This is a genomic window from Pseudomonas sp. MWU347, assembly GCF_017947305.1.
GTDB lineage: Bacteria > Pseudomonadota > Gammaproteobacteria > Pseudomonadales > Pseudomonadaceae > Aquipseudomonas > Aquipseudomonas putida_A.
On sequence record NZ_JAFGZB010000005.1, the window covers coordinates 292,288 to 310,616 of the forward strand.

Below are 18,329 nucleotides of genomic sequence, written 5' to 3' on the forward strand. Positions count from 1 at the left end.
TGCCGGCTGGCGAGGGCTTCGTCATGAGAAGCACTGATCAGTACGACCCGTTCAATCTGCAGCGTTTCGTCCAGGCGCAGGACCCGGTGTTCGAACGGGTTCAGCGTGAACTCGGTGAGGGGCGCAAGCGCAGCCACTGGATGTGGTTTGTGTTCCCGCAGTTCGCCGGGCTGGGCGGCAGCGAGATGTCCCGGCGTTACGCCATTCAATCCGCCGAAGAAGCGCGGGCCTATCTGACCCACGACCTGCTCGGTGCGCGGCTGCGCATCTGCACGCAGTTGGTACTGAACATCCGCCAGCGCTCGATTGCCGAGATTTTCGGCCACCCCGACGACCTGAAATTCCACTCTTCAATGACCCTGTTTGCGCAGTTCAGCGCCGAAGATTGTCCGTTCGCTCAGGCGCTGGAGCGTTACTTCCACGGCATCCTCGACGAATGGACCCTGCAACTGCTGGACTCAAAACAGGCCCAGTTGCCCCCCGATCAAGGTTGAGAAATCGTCGTCGACGAACGGCAGAATCGCGTCCGCCACCGGTTGCAACTGGCGGGTGATGTAGTGGTCGTAGTCGATCGCGGCGCGACGCACTTCCAGCGGTTCCGGCCCGGCCAGGGTGATCACGTAACTGATCCAGCCGCCGTTCTGGTATTGCCGCGGGCGCCCGTGCTGCGCGTTGTAATCGTCGGCCAGCCGCGCCGCACGCACATGCGGCGGCACGTTGCGTTCGTAGTCATCGAGGGTGCGGCGCAGGCGTTTGCGGTAGATCAGTCGTTCATCGAATTCGCCGGCCAAGGTCTTGCGTACGTAATCGCGCACGTAATCCTGATACGGCTTGCGCTGGAAGATCCGCTCGTAGAGTTCCTGCTGGAACTGCCGAGCCAGCAGCGACCAGTCGGTGCGCACGGTTTCCAGGCCCTTGTAGACCATTTCGTCACTGCCATCGGCGCGCGTCACCAGTCCGGCGTAGCGCTTTTTGCTGCCCTCCTCGGCACCGCGAATGGTCGGCATCAGAAAACGTTTGTAGTGGGTTTCGTACTGCAATTCGAGAGCACTTTGCAGGCCGTATTCCTCACGCACATGCTCGCGCCACCAGTCGTTGACGTGCTTGACCAGCGCCTGACCGATCTGTGCCGCTTCCTCCTGACCGTGCGCGCGACGCAGCCAGACGAAGGTCGAATCGGTGTCGCCGTAGATCACCGCGTGGCCCTGCGCTTCGATCAGCTGACGGGTGCGCAGCATGATCTCGTGGCCGCGCAAGGTAATCGACGATGCCAGACGCGTATCGAAAAATCGGCAACCACTGGAGCCGAGCACGCCGTAGAAGGCGTTCATGATGATTTTCAGCGCTTGCGACAGCGGTGCGTTGTGCTCGCGCTTGGCGGTCTCGCGGCCCTCGGCGACCCGCGCGACAATCGACGGCAGGCAATGCCGGGTGCGCGAGAAACGTGCACCGCGAAACCCCGGCACCGAATCGGCGTCGTCCGGGTGTTTTAAGCCTTCGATCAGGCCCACCGGGTCGATCAGAAAGGTGCGGATGATCGACGGGTACAGGCTCTTGTAATCGAGCACCAGTACCGACTCGTACAGCCCCGGCTGCGAGTCCATGACGAAGCCGCCGGGGCTGGCCTGTGGCGGATTGGTCCCCAGGTTCGGCGCAACGAAACCCTGGCGGTGCATCAGCGGCATGTACAAATGGGTGAACGCCGCCACCGAGCCGCCGCTGCGATCTGCCGGCAGGCCGGTGACGCTGGCGCGTTCGAGGAGAAACGTCAGCAGTTCGGTCTTGGCGAAGATCCGCGTCACCAGCTCACAGTCCTTGAGGTTGTACTTGGCCAGCGCCGGTTTGTCCTCGGCGAACATGCGGTTGATTTCATCCATGCGCTGGTACGGGTTGTCGATCGCCTTGCCCTCGCCGAGCAAGGTCTGGGCGACGTTTTCCAGGCTGAACGAGGGGAAACTCCAGGTCGCCGAGCGCAGCGATTCGATGCCGTCGATGATCAGCCGCCCCGCCGCCGAAGCAAAGAAGTGGGTGCGACTGCCGTGTTCGCGCCACTGCATCTCCTCACCGCCACGGCCGATTTTCAGCGGCACACCGAGGCGTCGCGCGTGTTCGTGAAGGATGCGCAGGTCGAACTGCACAACGTTCCAGCCGATGATCGCGTCGGGGTCGTGGAGGGCGAACCAGTCGTTGAGCTTCTTCAGGATCACGGTGCGCGAGTCGCAATATTCCAGATCGAAGTCGACAATGCTGGCGTCACCGTTGGGCGCGCCGAGCATGTACACCTGACGCTGGCCGCAACCTTCGAGGGCGATGGAATAAAGCTCGCCGGTTTCGGTGGTTTCGATATCCAGCGAGACCAGCCGTAGTTGCGGTCGGTATTTCGGATCAGGTTTGAGCTGGGCGTTGAGCAGCACGCCATCGGCGTCGGCGCTACCGCCGAACAGCACCGGTGCGGTAATGAAACGCTCCATGAGGTAGCGCTCGGGCGGGCGCACATCGGCCTCAAAGACGTCGACCCCGGCGCGGTTGAGCGCGGTTTCCAGGCGCATCAACTGGCCGTGTTGTTGGCAATACAGTCCGAGCACCGGGCGATGTTCGAAATCCTGCAGGGCCAGCGGGCGCAGTTCGACGTTCTTTTCATCGTGCAGCAGGCGTTCGGCCGCCTCGCGTTGAGCAGCGGGGATAAACGCCACTGACGTCTGCGGCGCCAGCCGCACACGGCGCGGCCCGGCGTCGGTCGCCAGCCAGAACTCGACTTCGGTGCCGGCCGGGGTATCGCGCCAATGCCGGGTCAGGACGAAGCCCTGCTGTAAATCCACCACTGCAACCTCAGGAATTGAATCAGAGGGGCATTCTACGCTGCCCTTCAAGGGATAACCCCATTCCCTGTGGTGAGGGGATTTATCCCCGATGGCCTGCGTAGCAGGCCCAAAGCCATCCAGTGATATATGTCAGAAAAATCCGGCTTCATGAGTTTGGGGCTACTTCGCAGCCCATCGGGGATAAATCCCCTCACCACAAGGTTTCCCTTTGCACAGGCTCAGGGGTAGGTATTTTCGGAAAATGACGTTTTTTGCGTGCTATCTGCCGCTTTGCCACCTTGCCCTGCGTACAAGGGTCTACGATGCTTGAGTAACAACGACAACACCTGAGTAACCGCCATGAAGACCGTCGCCCAACTGCTCAAGCTCAAAGATCAGAAAAATCAGGAAGTGCACCATATCGATCCCGGTCACATGGTGCTCGAAGCGCTGATGAAAATGGCCGAGAAAAACGTCGGGGCCTTGGTGGTGATGGAAGATGACAAAGTGGTCGGCATCATCAGTGAGCGTGATTACGCACGCAAACTGGTGCTGCACGGGCGCTCGTCGGTGGGCACACCGGTGCGCGACATCATGGTCAAGGATGTCATCACCGTGGACACCCACCAGACCGTCGACACCTGCCTGGGCATCATGTCCGACAAACGCCTGCGCCACTTGCCGGTGGTGGAGAACGGCAAGCTGATCGGCCTGCTGTCGATCGGCGACCTGGTCAAGGAAGCGATTGCCGAACAGGCGGAGCTGATCAAACAGCTGGAGCAGTACATTCGCGGGGAATGATCTCCTTCCGTCCGAGCACCGCAAATCCCCTGTGGGAGCGGGCTTGCTCGCGAATGCGGTGTATCAGTCGAAACATCTCTGACTGACACACCGCATTCGCGAGCAAGCCCGCTCCCACATTGGTTTACCGGGTGTTCAGGACGGCCAATGCCGGGCAAGCACCGGGTGCCGGTCGATGCGCTGCAACCACGCATAAAACCCCGGACGTGTCTGGCGCAAGTGCTCGCGGCTGCCCGCCCAACGCGTCACCACGGCTGCCAGCACGTCCAGCGCGCCGGGTGTTTCGTCGTCCAGGTACAACTCGGCGGAAAACTGGTCGGCAAACACTTCCCAGCTCCAGTGCAAACGCTCCCGCGCGCCGGCCATCAGGTTCTGCCGTGAGGCTTCGTCGGGCATCACCAGCCAGCGCTCGGGGTAATCGATGACGCCGATGGCTGCATAGCAATTGCTGGCGATGTAGACCATGCCGCGAATCGCCTGATCACGATCAGCCGCCTTGGCCGGCAACAGACCGGACTCGGGAAAACTCAGGCCCAGATGAATCAGAATCGCCACACTCTCGGTGATCGCACTGCCATCGGGCAATTGCAGGGTCGGCACCTGCTTCAGTGGATTGAGGCGCGCCAGTGCCTCGGCGGCCTCGCTCGAGGCTTCGATATCGATAAAGCGATAGGCGATCTGGCATAACTCCAGCGCTGCCTCGATGGCTGCGGCACCTGAATTGCGATGTCCGTACAGTTGATACATGCCCCCTCCTCGATCTCGACAGATCTGTGTAGCCCTATTTATAGCGGGTGTATCCGCTTTGGCACGTTTTTCCCATGCATTGGCGACTTGCGAATTCAAACCTCGCATAACAGCGCTGGCGGTGCCCATCCCGCACCAAGAGCAATCATCGAACGCTATCCGCGTTCTTGTAAGGTGCGATACCGAACCAAAAGTTCGCGTATCCGAGCTGGCAACAAGGAGTTCACCGCGTGAATCTTCAAACGCTCTGCCGCATCAGCCTCTGCTTGCTTGTTTATCAACAACGCCGAGTTCATTCGAACAGTCCCGGCGGCCAGTGCCTCTACTTTATTACCTGACTCCATGACCACACACCGTGATTGGCGATGACGCTTCGCTGACAACGGCGTGTTATTTATTTTTTAAATACAACTGCAAAAATTCCCGCACCAGCGCCGTATTAAATGAACGCAGGCGGGATTGTCGGACAATAACTTTCAGCGACTTTGCAAGTGCACCAAAACGGCTCCAGTGAGTTGAATTATTCAGCACTGGAAACATTGATTTCATTTAAACAAAAACAAGGAACATACGTCGTGACCCGCTAAAACACAGACCCGCACCAAAACATTCCGCCGCGCACCAGCAAGTGCCCGGGCCGTTAGCCAAGCCGCCGCTCTATCTCGCCGATCAGCGTGATACCGCGTAGAGCCTGACTCGCCTCTGAAAAAACTCCACTCAATGGAGTTTCGGGAAACTGTTGGCCGGAGAAATACACGACAAAGGCAAAACTTATATAAATGCGACATGGGTAACACTGATGAAATAAGACCTATACATTTCGGCAACATCTGGCACAGCGGTTGCTACATGCAAAAAGCACAAGCATGAGACACCAACACTGATCTCAAGCGATAGAAAAACAACCAGGGAATGGCCAATGAACACTCGAAGTCGATGGCTCTAAGCCAGTAACTGTAAGCAAGCCCTGTTCTATAGATAGTTCAACTATCGGCCTGCGTACACCTTGAAGAAAGTTACACCCACCCACTCGAACATCACCCCAATGTTCGGACGGCACCTTATTGCCCTTCATCAACCCGAGGGAGCTTTAATGAACGATGCGGTAAAGCACAGAACCCTGCCGGGGTCGTTACGGGAAGCGCCAATCCCGCTGTCACCGGACAGGCCCGCCTTCACGGCCAATACCTCGCAGCCCGGCGGGTTGAACAAACAGCAAATGCTGTTGCTGGTGGCGGTATCGGCGCTGATACACGGCGGCGCCTGGTGGTTTTTCCAGCAGACCCGGCCCGAGCCACTGCCGACTCCGCCGCAGATTCCGGAAATGACCGTCGAGCTGAGCAGCCCGACGCCGCCGGCACCGCCCACACCGGAACCGCCACCGCCTCCGCCGCCCCCTCCACCTCCGGAACCGGAACAACCGGTGGAAGACGAAGACGCGGTCAAGCCACCGCCAAAACCGGTAGAGAAACCCAAGCCGATCGAAAAACCGAAACCGGTCGAGAAGCCCAAACCGGTGAAGAAAGTCGAGCCGCCGAAAGCTCCGCCCGCCCCGGCACAACCGGCCGCTCCCGCTGCGCCGGCGACACCGAGCGCGCCACCGGCCCCGGCCGCCGCGCCTGCCCCGGTCAAGGAATCGGCAGCGATTTCCGGTCTCGCCAGCCTTGGCAACCCGCCGCCGGAATACCCGTCGCTGGCGCTGCGGCGCAATTGGGAAGGCAGCGTGGTGCTGCGCATTCAGGTGCTGGCCAACGGTCGCGCCGGCTCGGTGACAGTGACCAAGTCCAGCGGCAAGCCGCAACTGGATGACGCCGCCGTCGCGGCGGTAAAGAACTGGAAGTTCATTCCGGCCAAACGCGGTGACACGCCGATTGACGGCTTCGCCACCCAGACCATCGATTTCAAATTGCCGCAATAACGGCACAACCCGACGAACTCACAACCGACTTAATGCAAGCGAGGTGTAGCGATGAACAATTCACTGTCTTCGATGATTGTCCCCGGTGTGCTCTGGGGCCTGGTGCTGTTTTCCGTGGTCAGCTGGGCGATCCTGCTGGTCAAGTCGGCGCAATACCTGCGCCAGAAAGCCCAGAACAAACAGTTCAGCAAAGCCTTCTGGGGCGCACCGGATCTGCTTACTGCCGCCGAACACGCCAGTCAGTACCCGGGCTCGCTGGCGCGCATCGCCAGCAGCGGCTTCGAAGCTTTGCTGGTGGAAGAATCGCCGCGTACCACGCAACAACTGGCGCACACCATCAACCGTTCCGATCGCCTGGAGCGCAACCTGCGCCAGCAGATTCAGAAGGAACGCCGCTCGCTGGAAAACGGTCAGGCGATCCTCGCCAGTATCGGTAGCACCGCGCCGTTCATTGGTCTGTTCGGTACCGTGTGGGGGATCATGGAAGCCCTGCAAAGCATCGGCGAAACCGGTTCGGCCAGCCTTGAAGCGGTCGCCGGCCCCATCGGTCATGCACTGATCGCCACTGGCGTGGGGATCGCCGTCGCGGTTCCGGCGGTGCTGATTTACAACTTCTTCCTGCGCCGGTTGAAACTCGCCTCGGCGGACATGGATGACTTCGCCCACGACTTCGACGCCCTCGCCTCACGCAGCGCGTTCTCCATCAGCCGCCAGGCCATCGCCAGCAAAACCACAGCCGCCGTGCGGGAGGCCAGCTGATGTCCTTTTCCACCCAAGACAGCGATGAAGTGCTCAGCGAAATGAACGTCACGCCGCTGGTGGATGTGATGCTCGTGCTGCTGGTGGTGTTCATCGTCACCGCGCCGCTGATGACCAATGCGATCAAGGTCAATCTGCCGAAAACCGACGCCGTCGCTCCCGCCGAAAAGAAAGACCCGGTGGTGGTCAGCGTCGATCAGGACGGCAAGTTCTACCTGGCGAAAACCGAACTGGCGCCGGAATCGCTGGAGGCCAGCCTCAAGGAGGTCAAGGCCAAGGACGCCGAAGTACGCGTGCAGCTGCAGGCCGACGCCAACGTCAATTACGGCCAGGTGGCCAAGGCCATGGCGTCCATCGAGCGCTCGGGCATCAGCAAGATTTCGGTGATGACCACCCACTGAGTGCGGTGCCGGGCGCGCGTTGAGAAGCGCGCCCGACACCGCTGAAGCATCCCGTCGCAATCAGCCGACCGAAAAAACGCCACGCGTCTTCGGAGGGGATCGGCTTGCTTGAAGAAAGTGGTTTTCCGCACGCGGTATCACCGATAGCGGAGCAATGAGGGGCTCACAAGGCCAATTCGATAACGTCTAAAAAGTCGGAAATAACCATGCTGATGAACACTCCACGCTTCACGCTCAAACCTTTGGTGGCAACGATCTCTCGCCACCGTTTTGTTCCGTTGTATCTGGTGGCCATGGGGATGGGCGCCGGGACTGTGCAAGCCGCCGAGGGTGACAACGCCACCGTGCCCGCTGCGGCAGCGGTGGTGGCGCCGACCACGCAACTGCAACGGGTGGAAGTGACGGGTTCGGCGATTCGCCGGGTCGATGCGGAAACGGCCGTGCCGATCACCATTCTCAAGGCCGATGAGCTGCGCAAACAGGGCGTGACCACCACCGCCGAACTGGTGCAGCGGATCACCGGCAGCCAGTCGATCAACAACAGCGCCGGCTCGGTCGGCGCCGCCACCGGTGGCGCTTCGTTTGCCGACATGCGCGGCATCGGCGCGAACAAGACGCTGGTGCTGCTCAACGGTCGACGCCTGGCCAACAACGCCCTGTCCGGCACCAACTCGGCCGGCGGCGCGGTGGATCTAAACATGATCCCGTTTGCCGCGATCGAGCGCGTGGAGGTGCTGCGCGACGGCGCATCAGCCCTGTACGGCACCGACGCCATCGGCGGCGTGATCAACTTCATCACCAAGAAATCCATGACCGACGGCCAGCTCACCCTCGGTGGCGAAACCCCGACCCACAGCGGCGGCGGTGCCACCAAAGACATGAGCGCCAGTTGGGGCTACGGCGATCTGGAGCAAGACCGCTTCAACGTCCTCGGCGTGTTCAACTACAACAAGCAGCAGAACCTCGACGCCAACGACCGCTCCTTCGCCCGCGACTATGTGCCCGGCCGTGGCCTGGACCAGACCTCCGGCACCGCGTTCCCCGGCAACTACAGCCAGAACGGCAACGCCACCAACCCGTTGGCCAATAGCAATTGCAACGGGCCGAACCTGGTGGCGCGCGATGGCCTGTGCCGCTTCAGCACCCGCGAATACATCGACCTGATTCCGCAAACCGAAAAGACGTCGTTCTTCGGCAAGACCACCGGCAAGCTGGCGGATGACCACAACGTCAACCTCGAATACTTCTGGTCGCGCAACAACAACGCCACGGCGGTCGGCCCGGCGCCGCTCACCGGCTTGAGCCTGGATTCCTCGTCGCCCTATTACCCCGGCAACGGCATCACCCCCGGCCCGACTGGTTTCGCCCTCGACCCGACGCAACCGGTCGATGTCAACTGGCGCGAGACCGCTGCCGGCCCGCGTGAATCGAAAGACCAGAACACCAGCCAGCGCTTTCTGCTGAGCTTCGACGGTCTGGTCGGCGGCTGGGATTACAACGTCGGCGCCTCGTACAACCAGAACAAAATCGTCTCCAGCGTCACCAGCGGATATGTCAGCGATCAGGCGATGATCAACGGTCTAGCCAGCGGTCTGCTCAACCCGTTCGGCCCGCAATCCGCCGCCGGTCAGCAGTACATCGACCAGGCCATGTATCACGGCGCCTACTCCACGGCTGTCGGCCGCGTGGCCGGTTTTGACGGGCGGATCAGCCGCGAGATCGGTGACTGGTTCGGTGCCGGCCCCGCCGGTCTGGCGCTGGGTGGCGAGTACCGCAAAGAGAAATTCCACCAGGACTTCGAACAGTTTGCCGGTGATATCCAGAGCCTTGGCATCGACCCGGCCGGCAGCGTGGAAGGTGACCGCAGCGTGAAAGCCGCGTACGCCGAAATCAACGTGCCGGTGCTCGACAGCCTCGAACTGTCCGCCGCCGTGCGTCACGACAAATACAGCGACTTCGGCAGCACCACCAACCCGAAATATTCGTTCCGTTATCAGCCGCTCAAGGAGCTGGTAGTGCGTGGCGCGTACAGCGAAGGCTTCCGTGCGCCATCGCTCTACGAGCTGTATTCGCCGCGCAGCATCACCTACACCCAGGGCTACTACAACGACCCGGTGCTGTGTACCGGTGGCGTGGTGCAACCGGGCGGCAACGGCGGGCGCGATTGCGGCCAGCAGTTCCTCAATCAGATCGGCGGCAATGAAGATCTGGCCCCGGAGAAGGCGCGCAACGTGACGCTGGGCTTCGTCTATCAGCCGGTCAGCAACCTGTCGGTGGGTCTGGATTTCTGGTGGATTCACATTTCCAACCAGATCCAGCCGTTCCCTGAATCCACCGTGTTCGATCAGGCCGGCAGCTACCCGGATCGCTTCGTGCGCAACGCCGACGGCACGCTCAACTACATCGTCACCGGCAACGCCAACCTCGGCATCGTCGAAACCAACGGTGTCGATGTGTCGCTGGATTACCGCTTCCCGAACACCCCTTACGGCCAGTTCGGCCTGGGGCTGCAAGGCACCTACGTCGACAGTTATGACTTCCAGAGCACCATCAAAGGCCCGTTCACCGACAAGGTCGGCGACTTCGAAGGGGACGGGGTGATCGCGCGCTGGAAACACAACCTCACCGGCAGCTGGACCTTCGGCGCGGCTCGTGCGTCGCTGACCAACCGCTTCACCACCGGCTACAACGACTACGACCGCGATACCCATGCGCGCGTGGCGTCGTATTCGGTGTGGGACCTGTCGGCCGGCTACACCTTCAACAAGGTGCTGGACGTGGATGCGGGGATGAAGAACATGTTCGACCGCAACCCGCCGTTCACCAACCAGGCCTACAACTTCCAGAGCGGCTATGACCCGCGCTACACCGACCCGCTGGGCCGCACGCTGTTTGCGCGCATGACGTATCACTTCTGACCCCAGGGCTGGACACATCCTTTGTGTGACTGAGCTTTTGTGGTGAGGGGATTCATCCCCGATGGGGTGCGAAGCGCCCCCAAAACCTGAACTGCGGATGACCAGAATCACCGCATGCAATGGGTTTGCGACTGCTTCGCAGCCGGTCGGGGATAAATCCCCTCACCACAGGGCACTCCCACAGTTTTCAGCGTTGCCAGTGAGTTTTCGGGCTTAGAGGAAAAACTTCATGAAATTCATGCGCAACATGGCAGGCCTGCTGCTCGGCGGCGCTTTGCTCTGCGCCGCCGTGCCGGCACTGGCCGCCGGCAGCTACGCACTGACGGTATACGGCGAGGCGCCGAAGTATCCGGCGGGTTTCGAGCATTTCGATTTCGTCGATCCGCACGCGCCCAAGGGCGGTTCACTCAGTCGTGCGTCGATGGAAATCGGCCAGTACAACTACATCACCCCGTATGCCGATCAGGGCATTTCTGTGGTGCAGGTCAACGACTGGGTGTATGCGCCACTGGCGTTCCGTTCGCTCGACGAGCCGTACACCGTTTACGGGCTGGTCGCGCAACAGATGGAACGCGATCCCGATGGCCTCTGGGTGCGCTTCACTCTGAACCCCAAGGCTCGCTTCGCCGATGGCACGCCGATCACCGCCGAGGACGTGCGCTACACCTTCAACCTGCTGATGACCAAGGGCAGCCTCAGTTATCGCCAGCAATACGCCGACGTGCAGGACGTGCTGATCGAAGGCCCACGGCAGGTGCGTTTCACTTTCAAGAACAACCTCAACCGCACCCTGGCGCTGGATCTGGCGACGCTGCGCGTGGTGCCCGAACACTGGTGGAAGACTCGCGATTTCGCCAACGGCGGTGGCTTCGAACCGCCGCTGGGCAGCGGCCCGTACCGCGTGAGCAAAGTCGATGCCGGACGCAGCATCAGTTTCCAGCGCGACCCGGACTGGTGGGGCAAGGACCTGCCGGTCAGTCGCGGGATGTACAACTTCGACACGCTCACGGTGAATTTCTACGGTGACACCGACGTCGCCCGGCAACTGTTGCAGGCCGGGGCTTTCGACTACAACCGCGAGTTTTCCTCGTCCGGTTATGTGGTGGGTTACGACAGTCCGGCGCTGCGTGACGGTCGCTTGCAGCAGGCGATCCTCGCTCCGGAAAAACCCACCGCCGCCCAAGGCTTCGTGTTCAACCTGCAAAACCCGATCTTCCAGGATCGCCGCGTGCGTCAGGCGATCAGCCTGCTGTGGGATTTCGAATGGACCAACAAGCAGATGATGCGCGGCTTCTACGTGCGCCAGAACAGTTTCTGGCCCAAGAGTGAAATGGCCGCCACCGCCCTGCCCGACGCCGAAGAATTGAAGATTCTCGAACCGCTGCGCGGACAGATTCCCGACGAGGTGTTCACCACGGTGTATCAGGCGCCGAAAACCGACGGCAGCGGCTACATCCGCGACAAGCAGCTGCAAGCTCTGAAGCTGCTCGCCGAGGCCGGCTGGACGCCGCAACACAGCCGACTGGTCAACGCCGCCGGTGAGCCTCTGGAGTTCACCTTCCTCGACGGTCAGGGCGGTTTTGATCGCATGCTGCTGCCGTTCAAACGCACCCTCGCGCAGATCGGCATCACCCTCAATTTGCGCCGGATCGACTCGGCGCAATACGTCAATCGGCTCAACGCCCGCGACTACGACATGATCGTCACCAGTTTCCCGCGCAGTGGCGATCCGATCGTCTCCCCCGGACGCGAGCTGTACAGCCTGTACGCCTCGCAAAGTGCCACGCAAGTCGGCAGTTCGAACTCGATGGTGCTGGCCAACCCGGCGGTCGATCAGCTGATCGACGGGCTGGTCGAGGCTGACACCCGCGACGCCATGGTGCATTACGCCCGCGCCCTCGACCGGGTGCTGCAATGGGGTTACTACATGATTCCCAACTACTACTCCAAGGGCACGCCGACGGTGTATCAGAACCGCTTCGGCATGCCGCCGGTGCAACCGGCGTACGACGAAGGCCTCAACACTTGGTGGGAGGTCTCGGCCAAGCCGTTGACCACGCAACAGATGCACAGCCAGCTCGCGGGGGGCCAGTGACATGCTGCGTTATCTGAGTCGACGTTTGCTGCTGATCATCCCCACGCTGCTGTGCATTCTGGTGGTCAACTTCGTGATTGTGCAGGCCGCACCGGGCGGCCCGGTGGAGCAAGCCATTGCCCGCCTGCAAGGTTTCAGCGGGCACGGCATGGGCGGTGGTGGCGAAGTCGCCGCGGTTGGCGGTGCCGGGCGCAGCAGCCGGGGCCTCGATCCGGCGCTGATCGAGGAAATCAAACACCACTACGGCTTCGACAAGCCGATGCACGAACGCTTGTGGCTGATGCTGAAAAACTACGCCCAGCTGGATCTGGGCAGCAGTTTCTTTCGCGGCGCCAAGGTCACCGATCTGATCGTGCAGAAACTGCCGGTGTCGCTGTCGCTCGGCCTGTGGGCAACGCTGATCACCTACCTGATTTCAATCCCGCTGGGCATCCGCAAAGCGATCAGCAACGGCAGTGCGTTCGATGTCTGGAGCAGCACCGCGATCATCATTGGCTACGCGATGCCGGCGTTTCTGTTTGCGATGCTGCTGATCGTGGTGTTCGCCGGCGGCAGCTACGTCAACTGGTTCCCGGTGCAGGGGCTGGTGTCGGATAACTTCGACAGCCTCAGCACCTTGGGCAAGGTCGGCGACTACCTCTGGCACCTGGTGTTGCCGGTTACAGCACTGGTGATCGGCGGTTTCGCCACCCTGACCATCCTCACCAAAAACAGCTTCCTCAACGAGATCAGCCGCCAGTACGTGATCACCGCGCGGGCCAAGGGTCTGACCGAACGCCGCGTGCTCTACGGCCACGTGTTTCGCAACGCGATGCTGCTGGTGGTGGCCGGGGTGCCCTCGGCGCTGATCGAGGTGTTTTTCGCCGGTTCCTTGCTGATCGAAACCATCTTCAACCTCGACGGCCTCGGGCGCATGAGTTACGAAGCGGCGGTGTCGCGTGACTACCCGGTGGTGTTCGGCGCGTTGTTCCTGTTCACCCTGTTCGGCCTGTTGATCAAGCTGATCGGTGACCTCTGCTACACCCTGCTCGACCCGCGCATCGACTTCTCGGCGAGGACTGCCTGATGTTCACACTTTCTCCTCTGGGTCAGCGCCGGGTCGCGCAGTTCAAGGCCAATCGCCGTGGGCGCTGGTCGTTGTGGCTGTTCCTCGGGCTGTGCCTGATCTGCCTCGGCGGCGAACTGATTGCCAACGACAAACCGTTGGTGATCCGCTACCACGGCGCCTACTACTTCCCGATCCTCAGCGAATACCTGGAAACCGATTTCGGCGGCGAACTGCCGTTCCAGCCGGATTACGCCAGCGCTTACGTGCACGGGCTGATCGAGGATCAGGGCGGCTGGATGCTGTTTCCGCCGATCCCGTTCAGCTACGACACGGTCAATTACGACCTGACTGAACCGGCACCCAGCCCACCCTCTTCGAGCAATTGGCTGGGCACCGACGATCAGGCGCGGGACGTATTGGCACGGGTGATTTTCGGCACACGAATTTCGATTCTGTTTGCGCTGATCCTCACCGGCATCAGTGCGTTGGTCGGCATCGTTGCCGGGGCGTTACAGGGTTATTACGGCGGTTGGGTGGATTTGCTTGGGCAACGGGTGCTGGAGATCTGGTCGGGGCTGCCGGTGCTGTATCTGCTGATCATCTTGTCCGGGTTTGTCTCGCCGAGTTTCTGGTGGTTGCTGGGGATCATGGCGCTGTTTTCCTGGCTGGCATTGGTGGACGTGGTGCGCGCCGAGTTCCTGCGTGGACGCAATCTGGAATACGTCAAAGCCGCGCGGGCGCTGGGGCTGACCGACAGTGAACTGATGCTGCGGCACATCCTGCCCAATGCGATGACCTCCACCCTGACCTACCTGCCGTTCATTCTGACCGGCGCCATCGCCACCCTCACCGCGCTGGATTTCCTCGGTTTCGGCATGCCCGCCGGCACCGCCTCGCTGGGCGAATTGATCGGCCAGGCCAAGCGCAATCTGCAAGCGCCGTGGCTGGGGCTGACGGCATTTTTTGCCTTGGCGCTGATTCTGTCGTTGCTGGTGTTCATCGGTGAGGCTTGCCGTGATGCGTTTGATCCACGATCTTGATCCGAGGAGCTGACATGAGCGACAACCTGATTGAAATCCGCGACCTGCGTGTCGCCTTCGCCGGGCAGGAAGTGGTGCACGGTCTGGACCTCGATATTCGGCGTGGCGAATGCCTGGCGCTGGTCGGTGAGTCCGGCTCGGGCAAGTCGGTCACGGCGCATTCGATTTTGCGTCTGCTGCCGGGCAAAACCGTCAGCAGCAGCGGTTCGATTGCTTACAACGGGGTGAACTTGCTGCACGCCAGCGAGCCGCAGATGCGCGGTTTGCGCGGCAACCGGATTGCGATGATTTTCCAGGAGCCGATGACCTCGCTCAATCCACTGCACACCGTGGAGCGACAGGTCAGTGAAGTGCTGGAGATTCACAAGGGCCTCAAGGGCCGCGCCGCCCGTGAGCGCACGTTGGAGCTGCTGGAACTGGTGGGCATTCGCCAGCCGTTGCAGCGTTTGAAAGCCTATCCGCATCAGCTCTCCGGCGGTCAACGGCAACGGGTGATGATTGCAATGGCGCTGGCCAATGAGCCGGAACTGCTGATCGCCGATGAGCCGACCACGGCGCTGGACGTCACCGTGCAGCAGAAGATTCTCGAGCTGCTGATCGAGTTGCAGCAGCGGCTCGGCATGTCGATGCTGCTGATCAGTCACGATCTGAATCTGGTGCGGCGCATCGCGCAACGGGTGTGCGTGATGCGTCACGGTGAAGTCGTCGAACAGGCTGACTGCGAGACGCTGTTTCGCGCGCCGCAGCACCCTTACAGCCGCTTGCTGATCGAGGCTGAACCGAGCGGTGCGCCGGTGCCGAGTCCGTACCAGCACAACCTGCTGGAAGTCGATGATCTGAAGGTCTGGTTTCCACTGCCCAAGGGCTTGTTCAGTCGTTCGCAGGCGTACATCAAAGCGGTGGACGGAGTCAGTTTCCGCCTGCAACGCGGCAAGACCCTGGGGATTGTCGGCGAATCCGGTTCGGGCAAATCGACGCTGGGTCAGGCGATCCTGCGGCTGGTGGAATCCGAGGGCGATATCCGCTTCGGCAACAAGCAGCTGAGCCTGCTCAATCAACGCTTGATGCGCCCCTTGCGGCGACAGATTCAGGTGGTGTTCCAGGATCCGTTCGGCAGCCTGAGTCCAAGGATGTCGGTGCAGCAGATCATTGCCGAAGGCTTGCTGACCCACGGCATCGGCACCGAGGCCGAGCGCGAAGCAGCAGTGATTCGCGTACTCGAAGAAGTCGGCCTTGACCCCAAGAGCCGTCACCGCTACCCCCACGAGTTTTCCGGCGGCCAGCGTCAGCGCATCTCCATTGCCCGCGCGCTGGTGCTGGAGCCGGCGCTGATCCTGCTCGACGAACCAACCTCGGCGCTGGATCGCACGGTGCAGAAACAAGTGGTGGAGCTGTTGCGGCAACTGCAGATCAAGCATGGGCTGACCTATCTGTTCATCAGCCATGACCTGGCGGTGGTGCATGCGCTGGCCCATGACTTGCTGGTGATCAAGGATGGCAAGGTGGTGGAACAGGGTTCGTCGCGGGAGATTTTTGCCGCACCGCAGCATCCCTATACCCAGGAACTGCTGAAAGCCTCCGGCCTCAAGCCCGACGCAAATCCCTGTGGGAGCGGGCTTGCTCGCGAATGCGATATGCCTGTGACATGAATATCGACTGACAGGACGCCTTCGCGAGCAAGCCCGCTCCCACAGGGGAGATCGGTGGAGGTGGAAAATATTTGTCGGGCACTGCATCCAAACGCCTCCGCCACGGGTAGTCCCTGTAACAGCCCTCTTCGGCTGTCAGCGGTCTACCCCTTTCGGAGATAACACTGATGAACATCACTCAACTGATTGGCCTCACCGGTTTGCTCGCCCTGTCCTCGACAACCTTCGCCCAAAGCAGCTACCCCGATGCGATCAAAGTCCCGGAAGGCCACAAGATCGCGATGGAAACCACCGGGGTCGGCGAGATCACTTACGAATGCCGCGACAAGCCCAATGCCGCCGGGCAGACCGAATGGACCTTCGTCGGCCCGAAAGCGGTGCTCAATGATCGCAGCGGCAAGCAGGTCGGCACCTACTTCGGCCCGCCCGCCACCTGGCAGGCCAAGGACGGTTCGAAAGTCACCGGCACGCAATTGGCCGTCGCTCCGTCGAGCCCGGGCAACCTGCCCTATCAACTGGTCAAGGCCAACCCGGCTGAAGGCAAGGGCGCGATGAGCGGCGTGAGTTATATCCAGCGTGTCGCGCTCAAGGGCGGCGTGGCGCCGGGCAGTGAATGCACAGCGGCGAACAAGGGCAAGCAGGAAGTGGTGAAGTATCAGGCCGACTACATTTTCTGGGCGGCGAACTAGTTCCTTGATGTCCCTATGGGAGCGAACTTGTGGCGAGGGGATTCATCCCCGATGGGGCGCGAAGCGCCCCAAAATCCGGCAACTGCGGAGTCAGGCATTCACCGCAACCAACGGTTACGGCTGCTGTGCAGCCGGTCGGGGATGAATCCCCTCACCACAAAGGCTCGCTCCCACAGTAGAAGACTGTGTTGTCTGGATGTTTGAAGAATGTGAGCTAGATTGCACCCCATGTCTTTGCCTGAACCGCTGTTTGATTACGAAGCCCATCTCGCTGCCTGTGCCCGCGGCGAGCAGTCGGCCCTGCGCGATTTGTACGTGCAGGAAGGCCCGCGCCTGCTCGGCGTTGCAAAACGACTGATACGTGACGCGGCGCTGGCCGAAGACATCGTGCATGAGGCGTTTATCAAGATCTGGAACGGTGCGGCGCAATTTGATCCGGCGCGCGGTTCAGCGCGCGGCTGGATGTTCAGCGTGACCCGGCATCTGGCGTTGAACCAGCTGCGTGATCAAAGCCGGGAGGCGCCGTTCAACGAAGAACACGATGCCGAGCCTGACGAGGACGCCTTCGATGTGCAGGGCCATTCGGCGCGGATCCATCGTTGTCTGGAACAACTCGACCCGCAGCGGCGAAGCTGCATTCTCCACGCCTATGTCGACGGCTACAGTCATGCACAGATTTCCGCGCGCCTGGGCACGCCGCTGGGCACGGTCAAAGCCTGGATCAAACGCAGCCTCAACGCTTTGCGGGAGTGCATGGGATGACCACTGAATCGGCGCAGGAACGTGATGAACTGGCCAGCGAGTACGTGCTCGGCACCCTGTCGGCGCCGGAGCGCGAAGCACTGCAACGGCGCTTGCCCCACGAGCCCGAGCTGCAAGCGGCGGTGGATGCCTGGGAGCGACGCTTGCTCGACCTGACCGAATTTGCCGGCACGCAGCAGCCTTCGCCGCACTTGTGGCCGCGCATCGAGCGCAGTGTCGAGCGGTTCGCGCAAAAAGCGCCGGCTGCGCCGTCAACCTCGTGGTGGAATCTGCTGCCGCTGTGGCGCGGCTTGAGTGCGGCCGGCTTGGCCGCCACATTGGTTTTGGGCTCGATCCTGCTGACCCAGACCCCGCCGAAGCCGAACTATCTGGTGGTGCTGGTCGCGCCGCAGGACAAGGCGCCAGGCTGGGTGATTCAGGCCAGCAATCCGCGTGAAATCCAGTTGATCCCGCTGGGCGTGGTCGAAGTGCCGGCGGACAAGGCGCTGGAGTTCTGGACCAAGGCTGACGGCTGGCAAGGGCCGGTGTCGCTGGGGCTGGTCAAACCGGGGCAGACGCTCTCGGTGCCGCTGGATAAATTGCCGCCGCTGCAACCGAATCAGCTGTTCGAGCTGACGCTGGAAGGCGCCAATGGCTCGCCGATCGGTAAACCGACCGGGCCGATTCAGGCCATTGGCCGAGCCGTCAAAGTGCTTTGAACC

Annotated in this window: 15 protein-coding genes; 13 read left to right on the top strand and 2 right to left on the bottom strand. The window is 61.4% G+C overall.

The window, feature by feature from the left end; all coding sequences use genetic code 11:
* The first annotated feature begins 23 nt into the window (after positions 1-23).
* Positions 24-494, top strand: a complete 471-nt coding sequence (locus KCG87_RS13265) for a DUF1810 domain-containing protein (RefSeq protein WP_098968066.1) — start codon at positions 24-26, stop codon at positions 492-494.
* On the opposite strand, the gene KCG87_RS13270 is transcribed toward KCG87_RS13265, so the two are convergent.
* Positions 459-2,819, bottom strand: a complete 2,361-nt coding sequence (locus tag KCG87_RS13270; protein WP_210557570.1) for a DNA polymerase II — start codon at positions 2,817-2,819, stop codon at positions 459-461. The genes KCG87_RS13265 and KCG87_RS13270 overlap by 36 nt on opposite strands.
* A gap of 342 nt (positions 2,820-3,161) precedes the next feature.
* Between KCG87_RS13270 and KCG87_RS13275 the strand changes: the two genes are divergently transcribed.
* Complete coding sequence (locus KCG87_RS13275) at positions 3,162-3,602, top strand: CBS domain-containing protein (RefSeq protein ID WP_027613875.1); 441 nt, start codon at positions 3,162-3,164, stop codon at positions 3,600-3,602.
* Between the two features lie 135 nt (positions 3,603-3,737).
* Here KCG87_RS13275 and KCG87_RS13280 read toward each other — a convergent pair whose 3' ends face one another.
* The gene (locus KCG87_RS13280) at positions 3,738-4,349 is read right to left on the bottom strand and encodes a glutathione S-transferase N-terminal domain-containing protein (protein WP_210557568.1); all 612 of its coding nucleotides are present in this window, start codon (positions 4,347-4,349) and stop codon (positions 3,738-3,740) included.
* A 1,093-nt stretch (positions 4,350-5,442) separates the two neighbouring features.
* Between KCG87_RS13280 and KCG87_RS13285 the strand changes: the two genes are divergently transcribed.
* The 11 genes from KCG87_RS13285 to KCG87_RS13335 all read left to right on the top strand — a co-directional run bounded on the left by KCG87_RS13285 (position 5,443) and on the right by KCG87_RS13335 (position 18,326).
* Positions 5,443-6,267, top strand: a complete 825-nt coding sequence (locus KCG87_RS13285) for an energy transducer TonB (protein WP_027613873.1) — start codon at positions 5,443-5,445, stop codon at positions 6,265-6,267.
* Positions 6,268-6,318: 51 nt separating this feature from the next.
* Positions 6,319-7,026 (top strand): MotA/TolQ/ExbB proton channel family protein, encoded by a 708-nt coding sequence (locus KCG87_RS13290; RefSeq protein ID WP_007966644.1) that lies wholly within the window; start codon positions 6,319-6,321, stop codon positions 7,024-7,026.
* Positions 7,026-7,427 (top strand): biopolymer transporter ExbD, encoded by a 402-nt coding sequence (locus KCG87_RS13295; RefSeq protein WP_003223575.1) that lies wholly within the window; start codon positions 7,026-7,028, stop codon positions 7,425-7,427. The genes KCG87_RS13290 and KCG87_RS13295 overlap by 1 nt, the downstream gene beginning before the upstream one ends.
* Positions 7,428-7,633: 206 nt before the next feature.
* The gene (locus KCG87_RS13300; protein ID WP_210557566.1) at positions 7,634-10,345 is read left to right on the top strand and encodes a TonB-dependent receptor; all 2,712 of its coding nucleotides are present in this window, start codon (positions 7,634-7,636) and stop codon (positions 10,343-10,345) included.
* Positions 10,346-10,574: 229 nt separating this feature from the next.
* Positions 10,575-12,440 (top strand): extracellular solute-binding protein, encoded by a 1,866-nt coding sequence (locus tag KCG87_RS13305; RefSeq protein WP_210557564.1) that lies wholly within the window; start codon positions 10,575-10,577, stop codon positions 12,438-12,440.
* A 1-nt stretch (position 12,441) separates the two neighbouring features.
* The gene (gene yejB, locus KCG87_RS13310; protein WP_134785931.1) at positions 12,442-13,506 is read left to right on the top strand and encodes a microcin C ABC transporter permease YejB; all 1,065 of its coding nucleotides are present in this window, start codon (positions 12,442-12,444) and stop codon (positions 13,504-13,506) included.
* Positions 13,506-14,528 (top strand): ABC transporter permease, encoded by a 1,023-nt coding sequence (locus KCG87_RS13315; RefSeq protein ID WP_134785930.1) that lies wholly within the window; start codon positions 13,506-13,508, stop codon positions 14,526-14,528. Before yejB ends, KCG87_RS13315 begins: the two co-directional genes overlap by 1 nt.
* A 14-nt stretch (positions 14,529-14,542) precedes the next feature.
* Entirely contained in the window at positions 14,543-16,177 is a 1,635-nt protein-coding gene (locus tag KCG87_RS13320) for an ABC transporter ATP-binding protein (RefSeq protein WP_210557563.1), read from the top strand.
* Positions 16,178-16,344: 167 nt separating this feature from the next.
* On the top strand, positions 16,345-16,866 hold the full coding sequence (locus KCG87_RS13325; RefSeq protein ID WP_027613866.1) for a DUF3455 domain-containing protein: 522 nt from the start codon (positions 16,345-16,347) through the stop codon (positions 16,864-16,866).
* A 228-nt stretch (positions 16,867-17,094) separates the two neighbouring features.
* Positions 17,095-17,628 (top strand): sigma-70 family RNA polymerase sigma factor, encoded by a 534-nt coding sequence (locus KCG87_RS13330; RefSeq protein ID WP_210557561.1) that lies wholly within the window; start codon positions 17,095-17,097, stop codon positions 17,626-17,628.
* Positions 17,625-18,326, top strand: a complete 702-nt coding sequence (locus KCG87_RS13335) for an anti-sigma factor (protein WP_134785926.1) — start codon at positions 17,625-17,627, stop codon at positions 18,324-18,326. Before KCG87_RS13330 ends, KCG87_RS13335 begins: the two co-directional genes overlap by 4 nt.
* The last annotated feature ends 3 nt before the right edge of the window (positions 18,327-18,329 follow it).

Excerpts from the sequence above, each read along its gene's own strand:
- KCG87_RS13265 (WP_098968066.1), top strand. The coding sequence starts at position 24 with ATGAGAAGCACTGATCAGTACGACCCGTTCAATCTGCAGCGTTTCGTC.
- KCG87_RS13275 (WP_027613875.1), top strand. The coding sequence starts at position 3,162 with ATGAAGACCGTCGCCCAACTGCTCAAGCTCAAAGATCAGAAAAATCAG.
- KCG87_RS13280 (WP_210557568.1), bottom strand. The coding sequence starts at position 4,349 with ATGTATCAACTGTACGGACATCGCAATTCAGGTGCCGCAGCCATCGAG.
- KCG87_RS13285 (WP_027613873.1), top strand. The coding sequence starts at position 5,443 with ATGAACGATGCGGTAAAGCACAGAACCCTGCCGGGGTCGTTACGGGAA.
- KCG87_RS13290 (WP_007966644.1), top strand. The coding sequence starts at position 6,319 with ATGAACAATTCACTGTCTTCGATGATTGTCCCCGGTGTGCTCTGGGGC.
- KCG87_RS13295 (WP_003223575.1), top strand. The coding sequence starts at position 7,026 with ATGTCCTTTTCCACCCAAGACAGCGATGAAGTGCTCAGCGAAATGAAC.
- KCG87_RS13300 (WP_210557566.1), top strand. The coding sequence starts at position 7,634 with ATGCTGATGAACACTCCACGCTTCACGCTCAAACCTTTGGTGGCAACG.
- KCG87_RS13305 (WP_210557564.1), top strand. The coding sequence starts at position 10,575 with ATGAAATTCATGCGCAACATGGCAGGCCTGCTGCTCGGCGGCGCTTTG.
- yejB (WP_134785931.1), top strand. The coding sequence starts at position 12,442 with ATGCTGCGTTATCTGAGTCGACGTTTGCTGCTGATCATCCCCACGCTG.
- KCG87_RS13315 (WP_134785930.1), top strand. The coding sequence starts at position 13,506 with ATGTTCACACTTTCTCCTCTGGGTCAGCGCCGGGTCGCGCAGTTCAAG.
- KCG87_RS13320 (WP_210557563.1), top strand. The coding sequence starts at position 14,543 with ATGAGCGACAACCTGATTGAAATCCGCGACCTGCGTGTCGCCTTCGCC.
- KCG87_RS13325 (WP_027613866.1), top strand. The coding sequence starts at position 16,345 with ATGAACATCACTCAACTGATTGGCCTCACCGGTTTGCTCGCCCTGTCC.
- KCG87_RS13330 (WP_210557561.1), top strand. The coding sequence starts at position 17,095 with ATGTCTTTGCCTGAACCGCTGTTTGATTACGAAGCCCATCTCGCTGCC.
- KCG87_RS13335 (WP_134785926.1), top strand. The coding sequence starts at position 17,625 with ATGACCACTGAATCGGCGCAGGAACGTGATGAACTGGCCAGCGAGTAC.